This window comes from Streptomyces sp. NPDC012466, assembly GCF_042955215.1.
In the GTDB taxonomy this organism is placed as follows: domain Bacteria; phylum Actinomycetota; class Actinomycetes; order Streptomycetales; family Streptomycetaceae; genus Streptomyces.
Genome location: NZ_JBIBEQ010000001.1, coordinates 88,910 through 107,619 on the forward strand (window position 1 = coordinate 88,910; position 18,710 = coordinate 107,619).

The 18,710-nt window shown below is 73.4% G+C and carries 17 protein-coding genes; 9 read left to right on the top strand and 8 right to left on the bottom strand.

The features are described from left to right. Nucleotides 1-38: 38 nt before the first annotated feature. Nucleotides 39-989, top strand: coding sequence for a zinc-binding dehydrogenase (locus ACFY9E_RS00405; protein WP_390977851.1), 951 nt, complete (start codon nucleotides 39-41; stop codon nucleotides 987-989). A gap of 776 nt (nucleotides 990-1,765) precedes the next feature. On the opposite strand, the gene ACFY9E_RS00410 is transcribed toward ACFY9E_RS00405, so the two are convergent. Both ACFY9E_RS00410 and ACFY9E_RS00415 read right to left on the bottom strand, forming a co-directional pair. Then, complete coding sequence (locus ACFY9E_RS00410) at nucleotides 1,766-2,872, bottom strand: zinc-binding dehydrogenase (protein ID WP_390977853.1); 1,107 nt, start codon at nucleotides 2,870-2,872, stop codon at nucleotides 1,766-1,768. Between the two features lie 22 nt (nucleotides 2,873-2,894). Beyond that, a complete protein-coding gene (locus tag ACFY9E_RS00415) occupies nucleotides 2,895-4,349 on the bottom strand; it encodes an aldehyde dehydrogenase family protein (protein WP_390977855.1) in 1,455 nt (484 codons plus the stop codon). A 103-nt stretch (nucleotides 4,350-4,452) separates the two neighbouring features. Here ACFY9E_RS00415 and ACFY9E_RS00420 point away from each other — a divergent pair, with 103 nt between their 5' ends. The 4 genes from ACFY9E_RS00420 to ACFY9E_RS00435 all read left to right on the top strand — a co-directional run bounded on the left by ACFY9E_RS00420 (nucleotide 4,453) and on the right by ACFY9E_RS00435 (nucleotide 6,961). Beyond that, nucleotides 4,453-4,890, top strand: a complete 438-nt coding sequence (locus ACFY9E_RS00420) for a MarR family transcriptional regulator (protein ID WP_390977858.1) — start codon at nucleotides 4,453-4,455, stop codon at nucleotides 4,888-4,890. Nucleotides 4,891-5,091: 201 nt separating this feature from the next. After that, nucleotides 5,092-5,469 (top strand): anti-sigma factor antagonist, encoded by a 378-nt coding sequence (locus tag ACFY9E_RS00425; RefSeq protein ID WP_390977860.1) that lies wholly within the window; start codon nucleotides 5,092-5,094, stop codon nucleotides 5,467-5,469. Nucleotides 5,470-5,572: 103 nt separating this feature from the next. After that, the gene (locus ACFY9E_RS00430) at nucleotides 5,573-6,235 is read left to right on the top strand and encodes a DUF4230 domain-containing protein (protein WP_390977862.1); all 663 of its coding nucleotides are present in this window, start codon (nucleotides 5,573-5,575) and stop codon (nucleotides 6,233-6,235) included. A 180-nt stretch (nucleotides 6,236-6,415) separates the two neighbouring features. Continuing rightward, nucleotides 6,416-6,961: a VanZ family protein gene (locus ACFY9E_RS00435; protein ID WP_390977864.1), complete on the top strand. Its 546-nt coding sequence runs from the start codon at nucleotides 6,416-6,418 to the stop codon at nucleotides 6,959-6,961. A 159-nt stretch (nucleotides 6,962-7,120) separates the two neighbouring features. Here the strand turns inward: ACFY9E_RS00435 and ACFY9E_RS00440 are convergent, their stop codons facing one another. Further along, the gene (locus tag ACFY9E_RS00440) at nucleotides 7,121-7,357 is read right to left on the bottom strand and encodes a hypothetical protein (protein WP_390977866.1); all 237 of its coding nucleotides are present in this window, start codon (nucleotides 7,355-7,357) and stop codon (nucleotides 7,121-7,123) included. A 66-nt stretch (nucleotides 7,358-7,423) separates the two neighbouring features. After that, nucleotides 7,424-8,233: an SDR family oxidoreductase gene (locus tag ACFY9E_RS00445; protein WP_390977868.1), complete on the bottom strand. Its 810-nt coding sequence runs from the start codon at nucleotides 8,231-8,233 to the stop codon at nucleotides 7,424-7,426. Between the two features lie 123 nt (nucleotides 8,234-8,356). On the opposite strand from ACFY9E_RS00445, the gene ACFY9E_RS00450 reads away from it, so the two are divergent. From ACFY9E_RS00450 to ACFY9E_RS00465, 4 genes are all read left to right on the top strand, one after another. Beyond that, nucleotides 8,357-9,394 (top strand): PHP domain-containing protein, encoded by a 1,038-nt coding sequence (locus ACFY9E_RS00450; protein ID WP_390977870.1) that lies wholly within the window; start codon nucleotides 8,357-8,359, stop codon nucleotides 9,392-9,394. Nucleotides 9,395-9,433: 39 nt separating this feature from the next. After that, nucleotides 9,434-10,099: an HAD-IA family hydrolase gene (locus ACFY9E_RS00455; RefSeq protein ID WP_390977872.1), complete on the top strand. Its 666-nt coding sequence runs from the start codon at nucleotides 9,434-9,436 to the stop codon at nucleotides 10,097-10,099. 166 nt (nucleotides 10,100-10,265) lie between these two features. Beyond that, nucleotides 10,266-11,447, top strand: a complete 1,182-nt coding sequence (locus ACFY9E_RS00460) for an aromatic acid exporter family protein (protein ID WP_390980216.1) — start codon at nucleotides 10,266-10,268, stop codon at nucleotides 11,445-11,447. A 210-nt stretch (nucleotides 11,448-11,657) separates the two neighbouring features. Further along, the gene (locus ACFY9E_RS00465; protein WP_390977874.1) at nucleotides 11,658-12,686 is read left to right on the top strand and encodes an NAD-dependent epimerase/dehydratase family protein; all 1,029 of its coding nucleotides are present in this window, start codon (nucleotides 11,658-11,660) and stop codon (nucleotides 12,684-12,686) included. Nucleotides 12,687-12,781: 95 nt separating this feature from the next. On the opposite strand, the gene ACFY9E_RS00470 is transcribed toward ACFY9E_RS00465, so the two are convergent. From ACFY9E_RS00470 to ACFY9E_RS00485, 4 genes are all read right to left on the bottom strand, one after another. Next, on the bottom strand, nucleotides 12,782-13,057 hold the full coding sequence (locus ACFY9E_RS00470) for a hypothetical protein (protein ID WP_390977876.1): 276 nt from the start codon (nucleotides 13,055-13,057) through the stop codon (nucleotides 12,782-12,784). A 61-nt stretch (nucleotides 13,058-13,118) separates the two neighbouring features. After that, on the bottom strand, nucleotides 13,119-14,408 hold the full coding sequence (locus ACFY9E_RS00475; RefSeq protein WP_390977877.1) for an ROK family protein: 1,290 nt from the start codon (nucleotides 14,406-14,408) through the stop codon (nucleotides 13,119-13,121). Nucleotides 14,409-14,517: 109 nt separating this feature from the next. Then, a complete protein-coding gene (locus tag ACFY9E_RS00480) occupies nucleotides 14,518-15,489 on the bottom strand; it encodes a phosphotransferase (RefSeq protein ID WP_390980218.1) in 972 nt (323 codons plus the stop codon). A gap of 30 nt (nucleotides 15,490-15,519) precedes the next feature. After that, nucleotides 15,520-18,702 (bottom strand): cytochrome P450, encoded by a 3,183-nt coding sequence (locus tag ACFY9E_RS00485; RefSeq protein ID WP_390977879.1) that lies wholly within the window; start codon nucleotides 18,700-18,702, stop codon nucleotides 15,520-15,522. Nucleotides 18,703-18,710 lie beyond the last annotated feature (8 nt).

Sequence of the window (18,710 nt, forward strand, 5' to 3'; positions counted from 1 at the left end):
ATTGGCGGAGGGTGTGCGGCCCGGCACGCTGGTTGACCATGAGCACACAGAACACGATGCGAGCCATCAGCCAGGACGTCCTCGGCGGTCCCGAGGTCCTGAAGGAAGTGGAGATCGAGCGCCCGGTGCCGAGGCCCAACGAGGTACTTGTCCGGGTGCGGGCCGCCGGGGTCAACCCGACCGACTGGAAGCACCGCGCGACCGGCGGTTTCCTGGGCGAGCCGCCCTTCGTCCTCGGCTGGGACGTCTCCGGGGTGGTGGAGGCGGTCGGCATCGGCGTGGTGGCCTTCGCGCCCGGTGACGAGGTCTTCGGCATGCTGCCGTATCCGTACGGACACGGCTCGCACGCCGAGTACGTCATCGCCCCGGTCCGGGCCCTCGTCCGCAAGCCGGCGGGCGTCGACCACACCCAGGCGGGCGCGCTCCCCCTGGTCTCCCTCACCGCCTGGCAGGCGCTGACCGAGCACGCGGACCTCCGGCCCGGGCAGCGGCTGCTGATCCACGCCGCGGCCGGCGGGGTCGGGCATGTGGCGGTCCAGATCGCCAAGGCGCGCGGCGCGTACGTGATCGGCACGGCGAGCGCGGGCAAGCACGACTTCCTGCGCGAGATCGGTGTGGACGAGACGGTGGACTACCGCGAGACGGACGTCACCGAGGCCGTGAAGGACGTCGATGTCGTCCTGGACACGATCGGCGGTGACACCTCCCTGCGCTCGCTGCGGGTGCTGCGCCCCGGCGGTGTGCTGGTCTCGATCCTCCCGGGCGGCTCGGACGACCTCTACGAGGAGGCCGAGCGGCTCGGTGTGCGGGCGCTGCGGATGCTGGTGGACGCCGACCGCAGCGGCATGGAGGCCGTCGCGGGACTGGTCGAGGCGGGGAAGCTGCGCGCCACGATCGCCGGGACCTTCCCGCTGGCCGACGCGGCCGAGGCACACACCCTCGGCGACACCGGCCGCACCACGGGCAAGCTGGTACTGCTGAACGACTGACCACACCCCCGCCCCGCCGGCGAGCCGGAACACCCCGGGGCGCTCTGCGGACACGAGTGCCCCGGCCGGCGGGCAGCCGATGCCCGAGGCTGCGTGACCGCCTCCCGGGCCTCGGTCAGGCACCGGCCGACAGGCACCCGGACGGTCCCGGCCCCACCAAGCGGGCGCGAAAGAGCCGGAAGCGGACCGGCGGCCGGTGGGCGAGCCGGAACATCCCAGGCCGCCCTACGAGCACGAGTGCCCCGGCCGGAGGACAGCCGGGGCCTCCATGGTGGACACGGGGGCCGGAACGCTACGCGACCGTCTCCCGAGCCACGGTCAGACACAGCCGGGCTACACGCGCCCGGACCGGTCCCGGCCCCACCAAGCGGGCGCGAAAGAGCCGGAAGCGGACCGGCGGCCGGTGGGCGAGCCGGAACATCCCAGGCCGCCCCACGAGAACGAGTGCCCCGGCCGGAGGACAGCCGGGGCACCTCCATGGTGGACACGGGGGCCGGAACGCTACGCGACCGTCTCCCGAGCCACGGTCAGACACAGCCGGGCTACACGCGCCCGGACCGGCCCCGGCCCCACCAAGCGGGCGCGAAAGAGCCGGAAGCGGACCGGCGGCCGGTGGGCGAGCCGGGCCGTCGTGACTGTGCGCCGCGCGGCTCCCGGTGCACCCGAGCCGTCCCGGGCCGCCACTCCCCCGGCTATCGGGCCGGCGTGGCGCTCGGGCCCGGGCCCGAGCGACGACGAAGGCCGTGGCTCCGGTCTCCCGGCCGGCCGCGGCGGCGTCAGAACGTCAGGACCGGCTTGATGGTCTTGCCCGACCTCATGTCCTGGACCGCCCGGTCGATGTCCCCGAAGGGGTAGGTGCTGATCAGGCGGTGCAGCGGGAGCCGTCCGTCCTTCACCAGGCGGACCAGGGCCGGAATCATGGTCCGGGTCTCGCTGTCGCCGAGGGTGAGACCGACGATCCGCTTGCCGCCGAGCAGGCCGTTGACGTCCAGGGCGACCTCCGTGCCGAAGGGCGGGGCGCCGACGACGACCAGGGTGCCGCGGGCGGCGAGCGCGTCGACGCCCTGGCGCAGCACGCCGACGTTGCCGGTGGTCTCCACGACCCCGTCCGCGCCCTGCCCGCCGGTGATGTCGGCGAGGGCCGGGGCGAGGTCCGTCCCGCTGGTGTCGACCGTGTGGGTGGCGCCCAGTTCCTCGGCCAGCGACAGGCGTTCGGCGACCCGGTCGACGGCGACGATCCTGGTGGCCGGGGTGAGGGCCGCCGCCATCACGGCGGACAGGCCGACCGCTCCGGCGCCCAGCACGACGACCGTGCCGCCGGTCTCCGGCTTCAGAACGTTCCACACCGCCCCGACACCGGTCTGCACGCCGCAGCCCAGTGGGGCGATCGACTCCAGCGGCACGTCCGGGTCGACCTTGACGAGGCTGCGCTCGTCGGCCAGGGCCCGCTCGGCGAAGGAGGACTGGCCGAAGAAGTGGCCGCCCAGGGCCTCGCCGCCCCGGCTGATGGTGCTCGTCCCGTCGGCCCGGCTGCCCCCGATCAGGTTCAGCGGCAGCCAGGTCGCGCAGTACGCGGGGTGTCCGCCGCGGCAGTTGCGGCAGTCGCCGCAGGAGGTGAAGGAGAGCAGGACGTGGTCGCCCGGCGCGACGCCGGTGACGGCCGGCCCGACGGCCTCGACGACGCCGGCGCCCTCGTGGCCGAGGACGCCGGGCAGCGGGAAGGGCAGTCCGCCGCTCGCCACCCCGAGGTCGGTGTGGCACAGGCCGGTGGCGACCATGCGGACCAGCGCCTCGTGCGGGCCGGGCTCGTCGAGGACGACGTCGGAGAGGGTGAAGGGCGCGCCGCCGGATTCGACGACCGCGGCACGGGTGGTGGTGGGCATCGCGATGACTCCTTGACGGTGCTCAGTCGAGCGAGACGACGACGGACTTGACCTTGGTGTAACCGGCGAGCGCCTCGGGTCCGTACTCGCGGCCGTAGCCGGAGTCCTTCACCCCGCCGAAGGGCACCGCGGGGTCGAGCATCGCCCAGTCGTTGACCCAGACGATGCCCGCCTGGAGCCGGTCGGCGACCCGGTGGGCGCGGGCGAGGTGGCTGGTCTGGACGCCCGAGGCCAGGCCGTAGGGCGTGGAGTTGGCGAGGGCGACGGCCTCGTCCTCGTCGTCGAAGGGCTGCACGGTGAGGACCGGGCCGAAGATCTCCTCCTGGATGACGCGGGAGTCGTTGGCCAGGTCGGCGATGACGGTGGGCTTGTAGTAGTAGCCGCCGTCGAGGTCGAGCCGTTCACCGCCGCAGACGATGCGGGCGCCCTCCTTGCGGGCCAGGGCGACGTACTCCTCGACCTTCTTCAGATGCTTCTCGGCCGCCATCGGGCCGATGACCGTGGCCGGGTCGCGCGGGTCGCCGACCGGCACACCGGGCACGGCCTCGGCGAGGATGCCGAGCAGAGTGGGGTACACCGAGCGGGCCACCAGCAGGCGCGGGCCGCCCATGCAGAACTGACCGGTGTTGAAGACGAAGCCCTTGATGACCGCGCCGACGGCCTTCTCCAGGTCGGCGTCCTCGAAGACGAGGTGAGCGGCGTTCCCGCCGAGCTCCATGGTGACGGGCTTGAGCGCCTCTCCGGCGACGCTCGCCACGTGACGGCCGATCGCGGTGGAGCCGGTGAAGGCGACCTTGTCGACACCGTGGTGCCACAGCAGAGCCTCGCCCGCCACCGGGCCACTGCCGGTCACGACGTTGACGACACCGTCGGGGACGCCCGCCTCCTGAAGCAGCCGGGCCATGTACAGGGCGCTGAGCGGCGTCTCGTCGGCGGGCTTGTGGACGACGGTGTTGCCGGCCGCGAGCGCCGGGGCGATCTTCGAACCGGCCAGGATCAGCGGGAAGTTGAACGGGGTGATCGCGGCGACCACACCGAGGGGCTCGCGCTTGGTGTAGGCGAGGGCGTTCATGGGGAGGTCGCGCAGAGCGCCGTCCTGGCTCTGGGCGAGATGGGCGTAGTACTCGTAGTCGTTGGCCGCGTTGGTGACGTCGACCGCGCCGCACAGCGTGATCGGTTTGCCGACGTCCAGGCTCTCCAGCGCGGCGAGCTCGTCGGCGTTCTCCCGGATCAGCTGGGCGACGCGCTGCAGCACCCGGCCGCGCTCCCGGCCGCTCAGACCGGACCAGGCGCCGTCGTCGAAGGCCTCGCGGGCGGCGCGTACGGCCGCGTCGACGTCGGCGGGGCCCGCCTCGGCCACGGTGGTGACGACCGCGCCCCGGGACGGGTCGACCACCCCGGTGCGCGCCCCGTCGGCGGCCTCGCGCCATCGGCCCCCGATGAACAGCTGCCCGGGTGTGCTCTCGAAGGTGGTCATCGCCACTCCCCAGCGTCGTCGCCAAGATTTCAACAAACAGGATTCCTGTTTGTGCGCAGTCTCTTTACAGACAGGTTTCCTGTCAATGGTCTAGCCTGCCCCCATGCTCGACTCACAGGTGACCAAGGCGCCTCCTTCCCTCCTCTACATGGTCAAGCAAGTGGAGCTCGTCGTGCGCTCGCATCTGGACGAGCTGGTCAGGCCGTCCGGGATCACCGCCCTTCAGTACACGGCGCTGACCGTGCTGGAACGCCACGACGGGCTGTCCGCCGCCCAGCTGGCGCGCGACTCCTTCGTCACCGCCCAGTCCATCGCGGACCTGGTCCGCTCCCTGGAGGGCCGCGAGCTGGTGCGCCGGGAGCGCAACCCCCGTAATCGCCGGGAGCTGCTGATCCTGCTCACCGACTCCGGCCGCGAGCTGCTCGCCCGGTACACCGGGCCGGTCCGGGAGCTGGAGGAGCGGATGGTGCGCGACCTCACGGCGCACCAGACGGAGCAGTTCCGCCAGGCACTCACCAAGGCCTGGCACGCGCTGTCGTAACCCGGCCGACCCCTGAGCGCGCCCCCGGAACGCACCCGCGCACACCCCGGCGCGAACACCGGCCAACTCGGCCGCAATTCAAAGACATATGTCAATCGAACATGCTCAAATTCACTCGATGGAGGGTAACTTGCAGGGCGGGGAACGGCGTTGAGCCGTGGCCCCTCCCCACGCACGGAGCAGGCTGGAGGCGATCTCGTCGTGCGGCAGGAACCTGCACCGCTCACCCGGCATCTGCGCGTCCGCCAGGAACGGGGGCACACGGTGCTGGAGTTCCGCGGCGAGATCGATCTCGCCGCGGCCTCGGAGATCGCCCCGCACCTGGACCGGGAGACGAACCGCCCCGCCGCCCGGGTCGTGATCGACCTCAGCGGGATCGAGTTCTTCGACTGCTCCGGTCTGCGGCTGCTGTACCGCGCCCGCAGGCGGGTGCTCGACCGGCGGGGACACGTGCTCCTGGTCTGCTCCCATCCGCTGACCCTGCGCGTCCTGCGGATCACCGGACTGTCCCGGGTGCTGCCTCCGCAGCCGACGCTGGACGCGGCGCTGGAACAGCCGGAGGCGACGTCCCACCCGTGAGGAATGCGCCCCGCGTGCTTCCGCCGAGGCCACCCGATCCTCAACTCGGCGGTCTGGCCCGGGTTGTGGCGGGCATCCGGACAGTAGGAAGGAGGGCCGTCGCATGACGACTCCCGTCAAGCGCCTCCCCAGGCGCATGCCCGGCTGGGCGAAGGTGGTGGCCGCGCTCGTGCTGGTGCTCGTCGTGTTCTTCGCCGGGCTCCGTCTGAGCGTGCTCCCGGGCCTGAAGGACCTGTTCGGCACCGAGACGCAGGACCGGTCCGGCCCCGCGCTGCTGAAGTCCATCCAGGACATCAGCCGTTACGACGCGGCCTCCGGCAACTTCCAGGTGGTCGTGGACCTGGAGAAGGACGCCAAGCTCCTGCCCGACGCGATCCGCGGCACCCGCACCCTGTACGTCGGCGCGGGCACCGTCGACGCCTATGTCGACCTCGGCAAGGTCGGCGAGAACGACGTGAAGGTCAACGGCGACCGCACGTCCGCCACGCTCCGGCTGCCCCACGCGCGACTGGGCAAGCCCGCCCTCGACCCCGACCGCTCCTACGCGGTCTCCAAGCAGCGCGGTCTCTTCGACCGCCTCGGCGACCTCTTCTCGGACAACCCCAACGGCGAACAGGCCGTGCAGAAGCTCGCGGTGCGGCACATCGGCGACGCGGCGAAGGAGAGCGAGCTGACCGCACGCGCCGAGTCGAACACCACCGGCATGCTCGAAGGCCTGCTGCGCTCCTTGGGCTTCAAGGAGGTGCGGGTGTCGTACGGGAGCTGATCGGCTCCGCACGGGCTCCCGGCCTGGAGTGCCCTGGCGGACACGGGGCAACCGAGGGTGGGTACGGTCCCCGGCGACATCGCCGGGGACCGTGGCCGAGAACGACCCCCCACGGCATCGTCGGCCCGCCCGGGGGTAACCGCCGTGTCACGCAGCGCAGTTGAAGACTGGAGGACCCCCATGGCCAGTGCAGCCTCACGTCACCGGACCACCGGGTCAGGGAGCGAGCGACGCCCGCTCCCCTGGCCCGTCCGGCTGCTGGCGACACTGTGCGCGTTCCTGTTCATGGTCGCCTTCGCCGTGGTGCTGGCCCGGCTGACCCTGCAGCCCTCCCCCGCCTCGGAGGCGCTGACCCACAGCAATCTCCAGCCGGGCAGTTCCCTGAAGGCCTATCTCGACCAGCCCGCGCTGCGCGACGCCGTCAAACAGATCGGTGGCAACATCCTGCTCGGCATTCCCTTCGGCGTCCTCGTGCCGGTGGTCGCCCCCCGCACCCGGGGCATCCTGCGCGTGCTGCTCCTGACCGCGGTCGTGATGCTCCTCGTGGAGTTCGCGCAGGGCGCCCTGGTCACCGGACGCGCCTTCGACATCGACGACGTCATCCTCAACACGACGGGCGCGCTCATCGGTTACCTGCTCCTGGGGCGCCGCCTCAGCAGGGCCGTGCACGCGCGCAAGCCGCGCCCGGACCGGGCGGACCAGGAACCCTCCACCGGCAAGGCCTAAGGGGCGTCCGCAACGTCCCGTCCGCCCCGCGACGCCCGGCACCCTCCCCCGAGCTTTCGGCTCCGCTCGGGCAGAGGGCACCCCATGACGCCGCAGGGCCCGCCCTCCGGGCGGCCGACGCGGCTTCGCGGACACCCCCTGGCGCGCCGCCGACGGGCCCTAGTGCACCGTCCAGGTGAACTTGTCTCCGCCCACCCAGCGGACCACGTCCGGATCGTCCATGTCGTGCACGGTGATGCCGAACGCGGCCGCGGCGGACAGCACGTCGGTGACGGCCCGGGCCTCCCCGACCACCTGGCCGTCGATCTGCACGATCCGGAACGGCGGTGTGGCCGGCTGCACCCCGAGCACCATGATCCGCGGGTGGGATATGTACGGGCTCGCGCTTTCGGTCATGCATCGAGCGTAGAACGCAACCGGCGCCGACGCGGGTCCTGGGCGCCCGCGGATCGGCCGGCCCGCTCAGGGACGGCGCCAGTCGTGGCCGGTCAGGTGGGACCCGGCCTGTGGGCCCATCCGGAGCATGCCGCCGTCGACGCTCCAGGAGGCACCGGTGACGTACGAGGCGTCCGGGCCGGCGAGGAAGGCGATGACGGCGGCGACCTCGCGGGCGTCACCGGGCCGGCCGAGCGGGATGCCCGGGCGGCTCTCGGTGTGCGGGTCGATGTCCTCCTGGCCGGTCATGGGCGTGGAGATCTCGCCGGGCGCGACGGCGTTGACGGTGATGCGGTGCTCGGCCAGTTCGAGGGCCATGACCTGGGTGAGCAGTCCGAGACCGCCTTTGGCGGCGCAGTAGGGGGCGGCGCCCACCCGCGGCTGGTGCTCGTGGACGGACGTGACGTTGATGATCCGGCCCCCCTCACCGTGCCCGATCATGTGCCGGGCCGCCTTCTGCCCGCACAGGAACGGCCCGACGAGGTCGACGTCCAGGACCTCGCGCACATCGGACAGCTCCAGGTCCAGGAAGGGCGTCATGGTGCCGGTGCCGGCGTTGTTGACCAGCACGTCGATCCGGCCGAGCCGCTCGCACAATGCGTCGACGGTGTCGGCGGCGTCGGGCAGCCGGGTGAGGTCCATCCGGGCGACCTCGGCCCGCTGCCCGTGCGAGCGCACCTCGTCGGCCGTCTCCTGCGCGCCCTCGCGGTCGCTGTGGTAGGTGATCCCGACGTCCATACCCGCCTGCGCCAGGCGTACGGCGGTGGCCCGGCCGATGCCGGAGTCGGCGCCGGTGATCACGGCGACCTTGCTGGGTGACGCGCTGGGAGCGGGCATGACGAGCCTCCTCGTCGGCGGGGGCGGGACGAGGCATCGCAGTACCCGGGGGGATACGGGGCAAACCGCGGGCCCGTCGTGCGGCCCGCCGGGCGCTGGGGAACCCTTGAGATGGAGGTGGCGATGGACCCCGTCGAGGCACTGGACCGGATCGCCTTCCTGCTGGAGCGGTCCCTGGCACCGACCTACCGCGTGCGCGCCTTCCGTACGGCGGCCCGCGTGCTGAAGGACCTCGGCGAGGACGTGCGCCGGCGGGCTGCGGACGGATCGCTGGAGAGGCTCAAGGGGGTCGGTCCGAAGACCGCGCAGGTGGTGCGGGAGGCGCTGGCCGGCCAGGTGCCCGGCTACCTGTCGAAACTGGAGGGCGAGGCCCGGGAGCGGCCCGCCGTGCGGGGTGGGGAGACGCTGCGGGCCCTGCTGCGCGGGGACTGCCATCTGCACTCCGACTGGTCGGACGGCGGCAGCCCCATCGAGGAGATGGGACGGGCCGCCGCGGAGCTGGGCCACGAGTGGGCGGTGCTGACCGACCACTCGCCCCGGCTGACGGTGGCGCGCGGCCTGTCGCCCGAACGGCTGCGGGAGCAGCTGGACGTGGTGGCGGAACTGAACGAGACCTGGGCGCCGTTCCGGCTGCTGACCGGCATCGAGTGCGACATCCTCGAGGACGGCTCGCTCGACCAGGAGCCGGAGCTGCTGGACCGGCTCGACGTGGTGGTGGTGTCGGTGCACTCCAAGCTGCGCATGGACGCCCGGTCGATGACCCGGCGGATGGTGGCCGCCGTACGCGATCCGCACTCGGACGTGCTCGGGCACTGCACGGGGCGGCTGGTGACCGGCCGGGGGCGGCCGGAGTCGGAGTTCGACGCGGACGAGGTGTTCGCGGCGCTCGCGGAGACGGGCACGGCCCTGGAGATCAACAGCAGGCCGGAGCGGCTCGACCCGCCCCGGCGGCTGCTGCGCCGGGCGGTGGACGCCGGAGTGCTGTTCTCCGTCGACACCGACGCGCACGCGCCGGGGCAGCTGGACTGGCAGATCAACGGGTGCATGCGGGCGGAGGAGTGCGGGGTGCCGCCCGAGCGGGTGGTGACCACGTGGTCCCTCGACGAGCTTCTGGCCTGGACGCGAGAGCGGCGGGTGCCGTCGGGCGTGGCGGGCGCCTGACGTGGTACCCGCGCGGCCGGAGAGGAAGGGACTGCACTTATGGGAAGCGCGGGACGGGCGGCCGTGTTCGATGTTGACGGCACGCTGGTCGACACCAATCATCTGCATGTCGTGAGCTGGTGGGAGGCCTTCCGGCAGGCGGGCCACCAGGTTCCGATGCACGCCGTTCACCGGGCCGTGGGCCTGCCGTCGACCGACCTGATCGCCCATCTGCTGGGTGACGACCGGGACACGGACCAGGACGCCGACATCAGCGCCGGGCACAAGGCGCTGTACGGGCAGTACTTCGACCGGCTGCCCGCGCTGCCGGAGGCCGGCCGGCTGCTGCGGCGGCTGCACCGGGAGGGCTGGACGGTGGTGCTGGCCACCTCGGCGGGCGGCGCGGAGCTGAGCGCGCTGCGCCGGGCGATCGACGCGGACGAGGCCATCGCGGCCACGGCCAGCGCCGACGACGTCGACGAGGGCAAGCCCTCCCCCGAGCCGGTCGAACACGCCCTGGAGCTGGCCGGGGTGCCGGCGGAGCGGGCGGTGTTCGTCGGCGACACCGTGTGGGACATGCGGGCGGGCACCGGGGCCGGGGTGCGCTGTGTGGGCGTCCTGTGCGGCGGTGTCCCGCGCGCCGATCTGGAGGAGTCCGGCGCGGACGCGGTCTACGCCGACCCCGCACACCTGCTGTCGGCCCTCGGCGACAGCCCGCTGTCATGACGCGACGTGAAACCCACGGTCACGCGGATACCCGCAGCGCATGACGCGTGTGACGAGTGCGGTACGGCGGACGGCGAGAGCCTTCCGCGGACGGAAGGACAAGGACGAAGACCAGGGGGCGGCCTCGGGTACGCCGCCTCGCGGAGCGCCGACGGCCCGGGGCCGGATGCGCAGCCTGGAGCAGGGAGCGCGCTCCGTGCGGCCGGTGGATGCCGTACGGCGCGACACGCTGGGGGCCGTCAACGCCCTGCGAGCGGCGTGGCGCGGGCCCGGCCGGCAGCGGGACCTGGTCGTCCAGTCGCTGAAGGCGGCCGGGGCGGCGGTGATCGCCTGGCTGGTGGGCGGCGTCTGGATGGGCGACCCGCTGGCACTCATGGCGCCCTGGGTGGCGCTGGTGCTGGTCCAGGCCACCGTCTTCAGTTCGCTGGTGCAGGGTGCGCGCCAGTTCGGGGCGATCTGTGTCGGCACCCTGGTCGCCTCGGGGGCGCAGGCCCTCACCGACGACACGACGGGCGCGCTCGCCCTGTCCGTACCGGTGCTCATGCTGCTGGCGAACTGGCCCCGCTTCGGCGACCAGGGCATCTACGCGGCGACCACGGCCCTGTTCACCCTCTCCTCGGGCATGGTGAGCCTGTCCGCCGTCGGGCACCGGGTGGGTCAGGCCGCGATCGGCGCGGTCATCGGCGTCGCCGTCAACGCGCTGATCCTGCCCCCGATCCATCTGCGGGACGTGCGGGAGAACCTGGCGGCGCTGGCCCGGGAGGCCGGGGACGTCCTGCACACCGTCGCCGCCGATCTGCGCGAGGGCGAGTGGGACGCGCAGACCGCCTACGGCTGGGTCAGGGCCTCGGCCCGGCTGGACCACCGGCTTAAGGCGCTTCGCTCGGCACGCCGGTGGAGCCAGGAGAGCCTGCGCCTGACTTACGCGCCGCTGCGCGCCCTGCACCGCGTCCCGCACGAGGGTGTCCTGCCCGCGGAGGAGGAGGACGAGCGGCTCGGCCGGGTCACCGGGCACGTCACCACGCTCACCCGGGCCCTCGCGGTGTCCGTGGACGACAACCGGTCGCCCGCCCCGCCCGAGGGGCCTGCCCTGCGCTCGTACGCGCGGCTGTTGGAGCTGATCGGGGACGCCCTGCGCGCTCAGGCCGACGGCCTGCTCGACGGAGGCGTGACCGCCCGGCCGGACGAGGAGGCCGAGGAGGCGATGCGGGAGCTGCACGAGGAACTGCAGGACAAGCTGCGCCGTCACGCGGGGGAGGGAGCCGCCCCCACCGCCGTCCTGGGCACGCTGCTCCTCCAGGCGGAGAACCTCTGGGCCGAGACCGTCCCGGACGACCGGGAGCAGTGACGCACCTCACCGGGCGGGCGCCGTGAGCACGGAACACCCAGAGATGGTTGCCCGTTGAACAAGGCGTGGGTCCGGACCAGGACCCGCCCTTCAGCCGCCCCGGCCGTGATTCCCCCGTCCGGCCGGGGCTTCTCCCTTGCCCACGTGCAATCCGCTCCGCCCGGGTACTCGGCACGTCTCGTGGAACCACGCGGCCGAGAGGAGCGCAAGGTGAGCAGCGGAACAGGCATGAGGGTCGTCGTCACGGGCGCCACCGGCAACGTGGGCACCAGCGTGGTGCGCCTCCTCTCGCAGGACCCGGAGGTCGCCTCCGTGCTGGGCCTGGCCCGGCGTATCCCGGACTGGTCGCCCCCGAAGACGGACTGGGCCGCCGTCGATCTGTCCTCCGAGCGGCCCGATCTGGTGGAGCGGTTCACGGACGCCGACGCGGTGGTCCATCTGGCCTGGGCGTTCCAGCCGACACACGACCCGGCGGTGACCTGGCGCACCAACGTGCTGGGCAGCATGCGGGTCTTCGAAGCGGTGGCGGCGGCCGGAGTGCCGACGCTGGTGCATGCCTCGTCGGTCGGCGCGTACTCGCCCGGCCCGAAGGACGAGGCGGTGGACGAGTCCTGGCCGACGCACGGCTGGCCGGACGCCGCGTACTGCCGGGAGAAGGCGTATCTGGAGCGGGCGCTGGACACCTTCGAGCGTGACCGTCCGGGGACGCGGGTGGTGCGGATGCGGCCCGCCTTCCTCTTCCAGCGGGAGTCGGCGAGCGAGCAGCGCCGCATCTTCGGCGGCCGCTTCCTGCCCGGCCCGCTGGCCCGCCCGGAGCTGCTGCCCTTCCTGCCCGACATCCCGGGGCTGAGGATGCAGGCCCTGCACACGGACGACGCGGCGAACGCGTACCGGCTGGCCCTGCGCTCCGATGTCCGGGGTGCCTTCAACCTGGCGGCCGATCCGCCGGTCGACGCGCGGCTGCTGAGCGAGATGTTCGACGCCCGTCCGGTGCGGCTGCCGCGCACCGCGGCCCGGTCGGCGATCGCCGCCGCCTGGGGCCTGCATCTGCTGCCCGCCTCACCGCACCTGTTCGACGCGGTGCTGCGGCTGCCGCTGATGGACTCGACGCGTGCGCGTACGGAGCTCGGCTGGCGACCGGAGCACACGGCGCCCGAGGTGCTGGAGGAGTTCCTGCTGGGCCTCCGGGAGGGCGCCGGGGCGCGCACGGAACCGCTGCGGGGACGCAAGGTGGGCTGATCCGGGCGGCTCGCGCACATCCTCGGGCATGAGGACGTGCGCGAGGGCCGCAGCCGACCCCCACAGTCGGCTGCGGCCCTCGCTGGGATGCCCTCCTATGCGGAGGGCTCGTCCGGCACCGGATGCTCGGGGTGGACCGTTCCCGAGCGCGGTGCGCCCTGCCGGCCCGTCCCCGCTTCGTCCGTGTCGGGGACGTCACCGGCGGGCTCGTCGGTCTCGTCGCCGCTCTCGCGACTGTCGTCCTTGCCGGTGCCCGTGAAGCGCGGGGCGACCTCCCACGGGTCCTCGCCGTCGTCGGCCTGCTGGTCCGGCATGTCCCGCGGAATGGGCTCACCGTTCTCGCCGGGTCCTTCGAGGCGGTGGTCGGTCACGGCGCGCTCCCTTCTGTGGTCCGGGCGCCACGCGAGTACCTCCGCGGTGATCGGTGAAACCTCAGCGCGGTGTCCGTTCCTGAAGTGCGGTGCGCCAGGCGGGGAGCGGATACTCCGGCGCCGGGTCGGGGCGTCGTCCGCCGCGGGCGAAGAAGTCGGCCAGCGGCAGGATCGCGGCGCCGACGGTGACCGCGTCGGGCCCGAGCCTGCCGAGGTCGACGGTCACCTTCCCGGCCGGGTGGCGCAGCGCGTACGACATGGCGTGGCGGCGTACGGCGGGCAGGAAGCGGGAGCCGAGCGCCAGGCCCGCCCAGCCGCCGATGAGGATGCGCTCGGGCTGGAAGAGGTTGATCAGGTCGGACAGGCCCGCGCCCAGGTATTCGGCGGTCTCCTCCAGGACGGCCAGCGCGACAGGGTCGGCCGTGCCGCCCTCGGGCGGGTAGGCCGCGGCGAGCATCGTGGTGAGGGCGGTCTCCTCGTCGGTGCCGTCGGGGACCCGGCCACCTTCCTCGCGCCAGCGGGCGAGCAGCGACTCGGCGCCCGCGTACGCCTCCAGGCAGCCCAGGGCCCCGCACCGGCAGCGGCGGCCCCGGACCCGTACGGTCAGATGCCCCCATTCGACGGCGCGGCCCTGCTCCACGTCGGGGGTGACCAGGCTCGCGCCGACGCCGGAGCCGAAGAGCACCACGACGGCGTTGCGGGCGCCCCGGCCGGCGCCGAACCACATCTCGGCCTGGCCCAGCGTCTTGGCGCCGTTGTCGATGAAGTACGGGACGGTGTCCGGCAGCGGGGAGCCGGTGCGGAGCAGGGCCTCCAGCGGGACGGCGTCCCAGCCGATGGTCTGCCCGTGCACGAGCGCGCCGCGGTCGGGGGTGCGCTCGACGATGCCGGGGACGCCGATGCCGACGCCGAGGAGCCTCTCGGGCGCCAGGCCGGCGGTGTCCAGGACCTCGGCGATGCCCTGGCGGACGTGGTCGACGATGACCTCGACGTCGTACCGCTGCGGCGTGAGCGGGTGCTCGGCGCGGGCGAGTTCGGTGAGGGTGAGGTCGAACAGTTCGACGCGGACCCTGGTCTCGCCGACGTCGACGCCGATCATGTGGCCGCTGCCGGGCGCCACGCGCAGCAGGGTGCGGGGCCGGCCGCCGTCCGAGTCGACGCTGCCCGCCTCCTCGACCAGCCCGTCGGCGACCAGGTCGGCGACGACGTTGCTGACGGAACCCGAGCTGAGCCCGGTGGCCGGGCCGAGTTCGAAGCGGCTGAGCGGGCCGTCGAAGTAGAGCCGTTGCAGCACGGCCGTGCGGTTGGCCCGCCTGAGATCGCGTACCGTGCGCCCGTTCCGCGCCGCCATGTGGCTCCCCTCGCATCCCCTGTCCGACCTGCAACATACCGTCGGGGCCGGGCACGGCGCGACATTCCTCCACCCCTTATTTCACGGTGTGAGCTAACCGGAGGTCCGCTCAGCGGGGCCTGCGACCCTCCTCGATCTCGTCCAGAGCCGCGACGAGTTCCGGGGCGACCCGTTCCTGCACCCAGCGCTCCTGCTGCTCACCGGCCTCGCGGGGGACCGTCTCGGTGAGCATGATCAGGTACAGATAGGTCCGGTACAGGGCGAGTCGCAGGCGGGCCGCGGCGTCGAAGCCGGCCCGGCCGCCCGCCTGCCGGTAGCCGGCCAGGAACGCCTCGTCGCTCCTGATGTCCCCGAGCAGCGCCAGGGAGACGAAGTCGGCCAGGGGGTCGCCCCAGAACATCCGCTCGCCGTCGATGAGGCCGCCGATGCGGGCCTGTCCGTCCGGGCGGTCGACGAGGATGTTGCCCGGCCACAGGTCGAAGTGGACGAGACACGGTTCGCCGACCTCGTCGAGTACGCCGTACGCGGACGCGGCGGCACGGGCCACCGCGTCGACGGGCCGGGGCAGCCGGGCCCCGTAGCGCCGGGCGTCGTCGAGGACGGCGTCGAACATCGCCGTGAAGGCGGTCCGCCAGTCGGGGGCGAGCGGCCCGAGGGCACCGGAGGGGTAGCCGAAGCCCGGGCCCGTCACACGGTGCAGGCGGGCCACCTGGCGTCCCAGTTCCGTGCGCAGGGCGGTCCGCTCCGTGCCGGTGAGCGTGCCGTCCCACGGATCGCCCGGGACGGCCGTCATCAGCAGGAAGTCGTCCCCGGCGGACACCTCCCGCGGCGCGGGCACCCCGGCCCGGGCGGCCGAGCGGTAGAACTCGGCCTCCGAGACGAGCAGCCGCTTCTCGTGCCGCATGCCGGGGACGGCCGCGGCGGGCGGGATCTTCAGCACATAGCGGCTGCCGTCGGTGAGGCGGAGTTCCTCGACGGTGTTGTACGTGCCGCCGGTGAGCGGGGCGAGGTGGACGAGGCGACCGGGGTCCAGACCCGCCGTCTGAAGGATGTGCCGGGCCCGTTCCCAGGAGTCCGCCACCGTGCGCCCCACCCCTCCCCGCCATTTCGGTCAGCCGGCCGCGTACACGTCCTCGACGTAACGCCCGTCCGCGATCAGCCCGTCCAGCCACTGCTCGGCGGCGGCCTCGTCGGCATCCGGCGTGTGCTTGCGGAACAGGGTACGGAACGCCTCCCGCACCCCGGGTGCCATTCGGGAACCGTCCCCGCAGACGTACACCCGCGCTCCCGCGTCCAGCAGGGTCCACACCTCCTCGGCCTCGGCGGCGATCCGGTGCTGCACGAACCGCACCTCGCCCTCGGGGGTCTCGCTGAAGGCGGGGCGGAGGGAGACGGCTCCGGCCGCCTCGGCGGCGCGCAGTTCCTCGGCGTGCAGGAAGTCCGCCTCGGGTGCGTCGCAGCCGAAGTAGCAGAGGGCCGGGGCCAGTTCGGCGCCCGTCGCGGCCGCCGCCGCACGGTCGGCGATGACGCCGCGGAACGGGGCGAGGCCGGTGCCGGCCGCGACCATCACGACCGGTGCCGAGTCGCCGGGGACGTCGATGCGGAACGCCTCCCGGCACGGCTGCACGCGCGCGTACACCGTGTCGCCCGGACCGAGGGTGGTGAGGTGTCCGGAGCCGGTGCCCCGGTAGACACCCTTGCCGGAGCGGGCGGGTGCCTCCAGCAGCGACACCATCAGGTCCACGTGGCCGGGGTCGACGGCGGGCGAGGACGAGATGGAGTAGTGGCGCGGGCGCAGCGGGGTCAGGAGGTCGAGGAGCCGCGGCCAGTCCAGTGCGCCCCGCAGCGCCGGGTGGTCCTCCAGGATCTCCACGAGGGTGCGCGGGTCGTCGGTGAGGGCGGCCAGGGCCGCGCGCTCCGGCGGGCACGGGTTGGCGGCGGCGAGCGCGGCCAGCTGCCCGGCGCCCGGGCGTTCCTGCAGTTCCACGTGGTGGGTGAGGAGCTGCCGTACCGTCAGGGGCCGGTCCACGGCGATGCCGTCGCGGCGCGGGCGGGTGGCGCGGATGTCCAGGACGGTGTCGAGGTCGACGCCGAGCGCGGTGGCGGCGCGGGTGACGAGGTCCGGGGCGTTGGCGGGCAGCACGGTGAGGTGGTCGGCCGTGCGGTAGGTGACGCCCTCCGGCAGGGCGACGCGGACGAACCGCTTGCGGCGCGCGTACCCGGGCGCGGTGAGGTCGCGGGCCTCGGTGACGCGCATGGGGACGAGTCCGTGCCGTTCGGCGAGGACGCCCAGCGGACCGCCGGTCAGGGTGCGGACCTCGTAGGCGGCGGTGGGCCCGGGGTCCGGGGCCGTGGCGTCCGGGTCGCCGTACCGCTCCAGCAGGGTGGTGCGCAGTGCCGTCGTGAACTCCCGGACGGTGCCGGTGAGATCGCCCGAGGCGTCGGCGGCGGCGCGCTCCAGCAGCCGGACGGCACCCGACTCGGCGAGCCGTTCGTCGATCCGGGTGGGGACGTGCTGGTAGGTGGCGGCCCAGTTGCGGTCGCCGACGCCGAGGACGGCGTACGTCACACCGGACAGGTCGTGGGTCTCCTCCAGCCGGGTGGCGAAGGCGGTGGCGTCGTCGGTGGGGCGGCCGTTGTAGGAGGCGGCGGTGATGACCACGGGCCGGTCGGTGGGCAGGCCGCCCGCGTAGGCGTCGAGGGGTGCCACCTCGGTGTCGCAGCCGATGGCGGCGGCCTCGTCGGCGAGCCGGCCGGCGAAGTCACGGCAGGTGCCGTAGTTGCTGCCGTGCAGGAAGAGGGCGGCGGTGCCGGGCCGGACGCGGGCGGGCAGGCCCTGCGGCGCGGCCGACTCGGCGTCCCGGGCCGGGGCGGCTCCGGGCAGCGGGGTGTGGACACGGTCGGCGGGGGTGCGCGGGGTGAGCGCGAGGGTGAAGCCCTCGGGCTTGAGGGTGAGGGTCTCCTTGACCGTGAGCCGGTAGTGGGCGTGGTCGCTCAGCCGGTAGCGGTGCACGAGCATCGCCAGCAGCATGGTCGCCTCGTGCAGCGCGAACTGGCGCCCGATGCAGGCGCGCTCGCCGGTGCCGAACGGTTTGAACGCGTGCACCGGGCGCTCCGCCTCGGCCTCGGGCGTGAAGCGGGAGGGGTCGAACAGTTCGGGGTTGTCGCCCCACACGGGCTGCCGGTGCAGCATCGGCGTGAGGACGAGGGCGGACTGTCCGGCGCGCAGCGGGATGCGCCCGCCGAGCAGGGTGTCCTCGCGGGCCTGCCGGGAGAAGACGGCGGCCGTGGGCCACAGCCGCAGGGCCTCGTTGAGGACCTGGCGGGTGTAGGTCAGCCTGCCGACCTCGTCGTACGTCGGCTCGGGGTCGGCCTGGCCGCCCCACAACTCGTCGACCTCGCGCCGCACGAGCTCCAGGGCGGTGGGGTGTTTGGCGAGGTAGTACAGCGCGAAGGACATGGCGCCGGAGGTGGTCTCGTGGCCGGCGATCAGGAAGGTGATGACCTGGTTGCGGATGTTGGCGGTGTCGAGTGTGGTGCCGTCGGCCGGGTGCTCGGCGGTGAGCATCAGGCCGAGGAGGTCGTCGGCGTCGCTCTGGTCGGCACCGGTGCGGGCGTCGATGACGTCGTCGACGACCCGGGCGAGGTAGGCGGAGTCGTCGCGGAAGGCCGCGTCCCGCGCGGAGTAGTCCTTGCCGGGCACGCGCGCGAGCCGGGTCATGCTCCACTCCAGGCAGCGGACCATCGACTCGACGAAGGGGTGCGGCTCGGCCCGCTCGAAGGAGCCGAAGTCGTAGCCGAAGCCGGCGAGCCCGATGGTGTCGAGCGTCATGCGGGTCATGTCGTCGGGGACGTTCACCGGCTGCCCGGCCCGGGCGTCGCGGTCCCAGGACGCGATGAGCCGCCGGGCCACCTTCAGCATCACCGGGTGGTAGGTGCGCATCGAGCCCAGCGCGAAGGCGGGCATCAGGATGTCGTGCGCCTTGGCCCAGTTGGGCTCGTCGTTGTACGCGGTGAACAGGCCGTCGGCGGCGAACTCGCGGACGTTCTCCAGGCCGGGCCCGATGTGCTTGGCGAACCGCTGCTCGTCCGCCAGGTCGGCCACGAGATCGAGGTCGCCCACGAACAGGGTGTCCCGGCCGTACAGCCGCCGCACGAACACGGGCCCGTGCTCACGCATCAGGTCCATGGCCTGCTGGACGGGCGCGCCGCCGGGTCCGGTGGCGGAGATGTCGGCGACGGGGACGCCGGGGAGGGTGTCGGCGGTCGGGGGAGTCTGTCCGGTGGGGGGCATGACGGGCA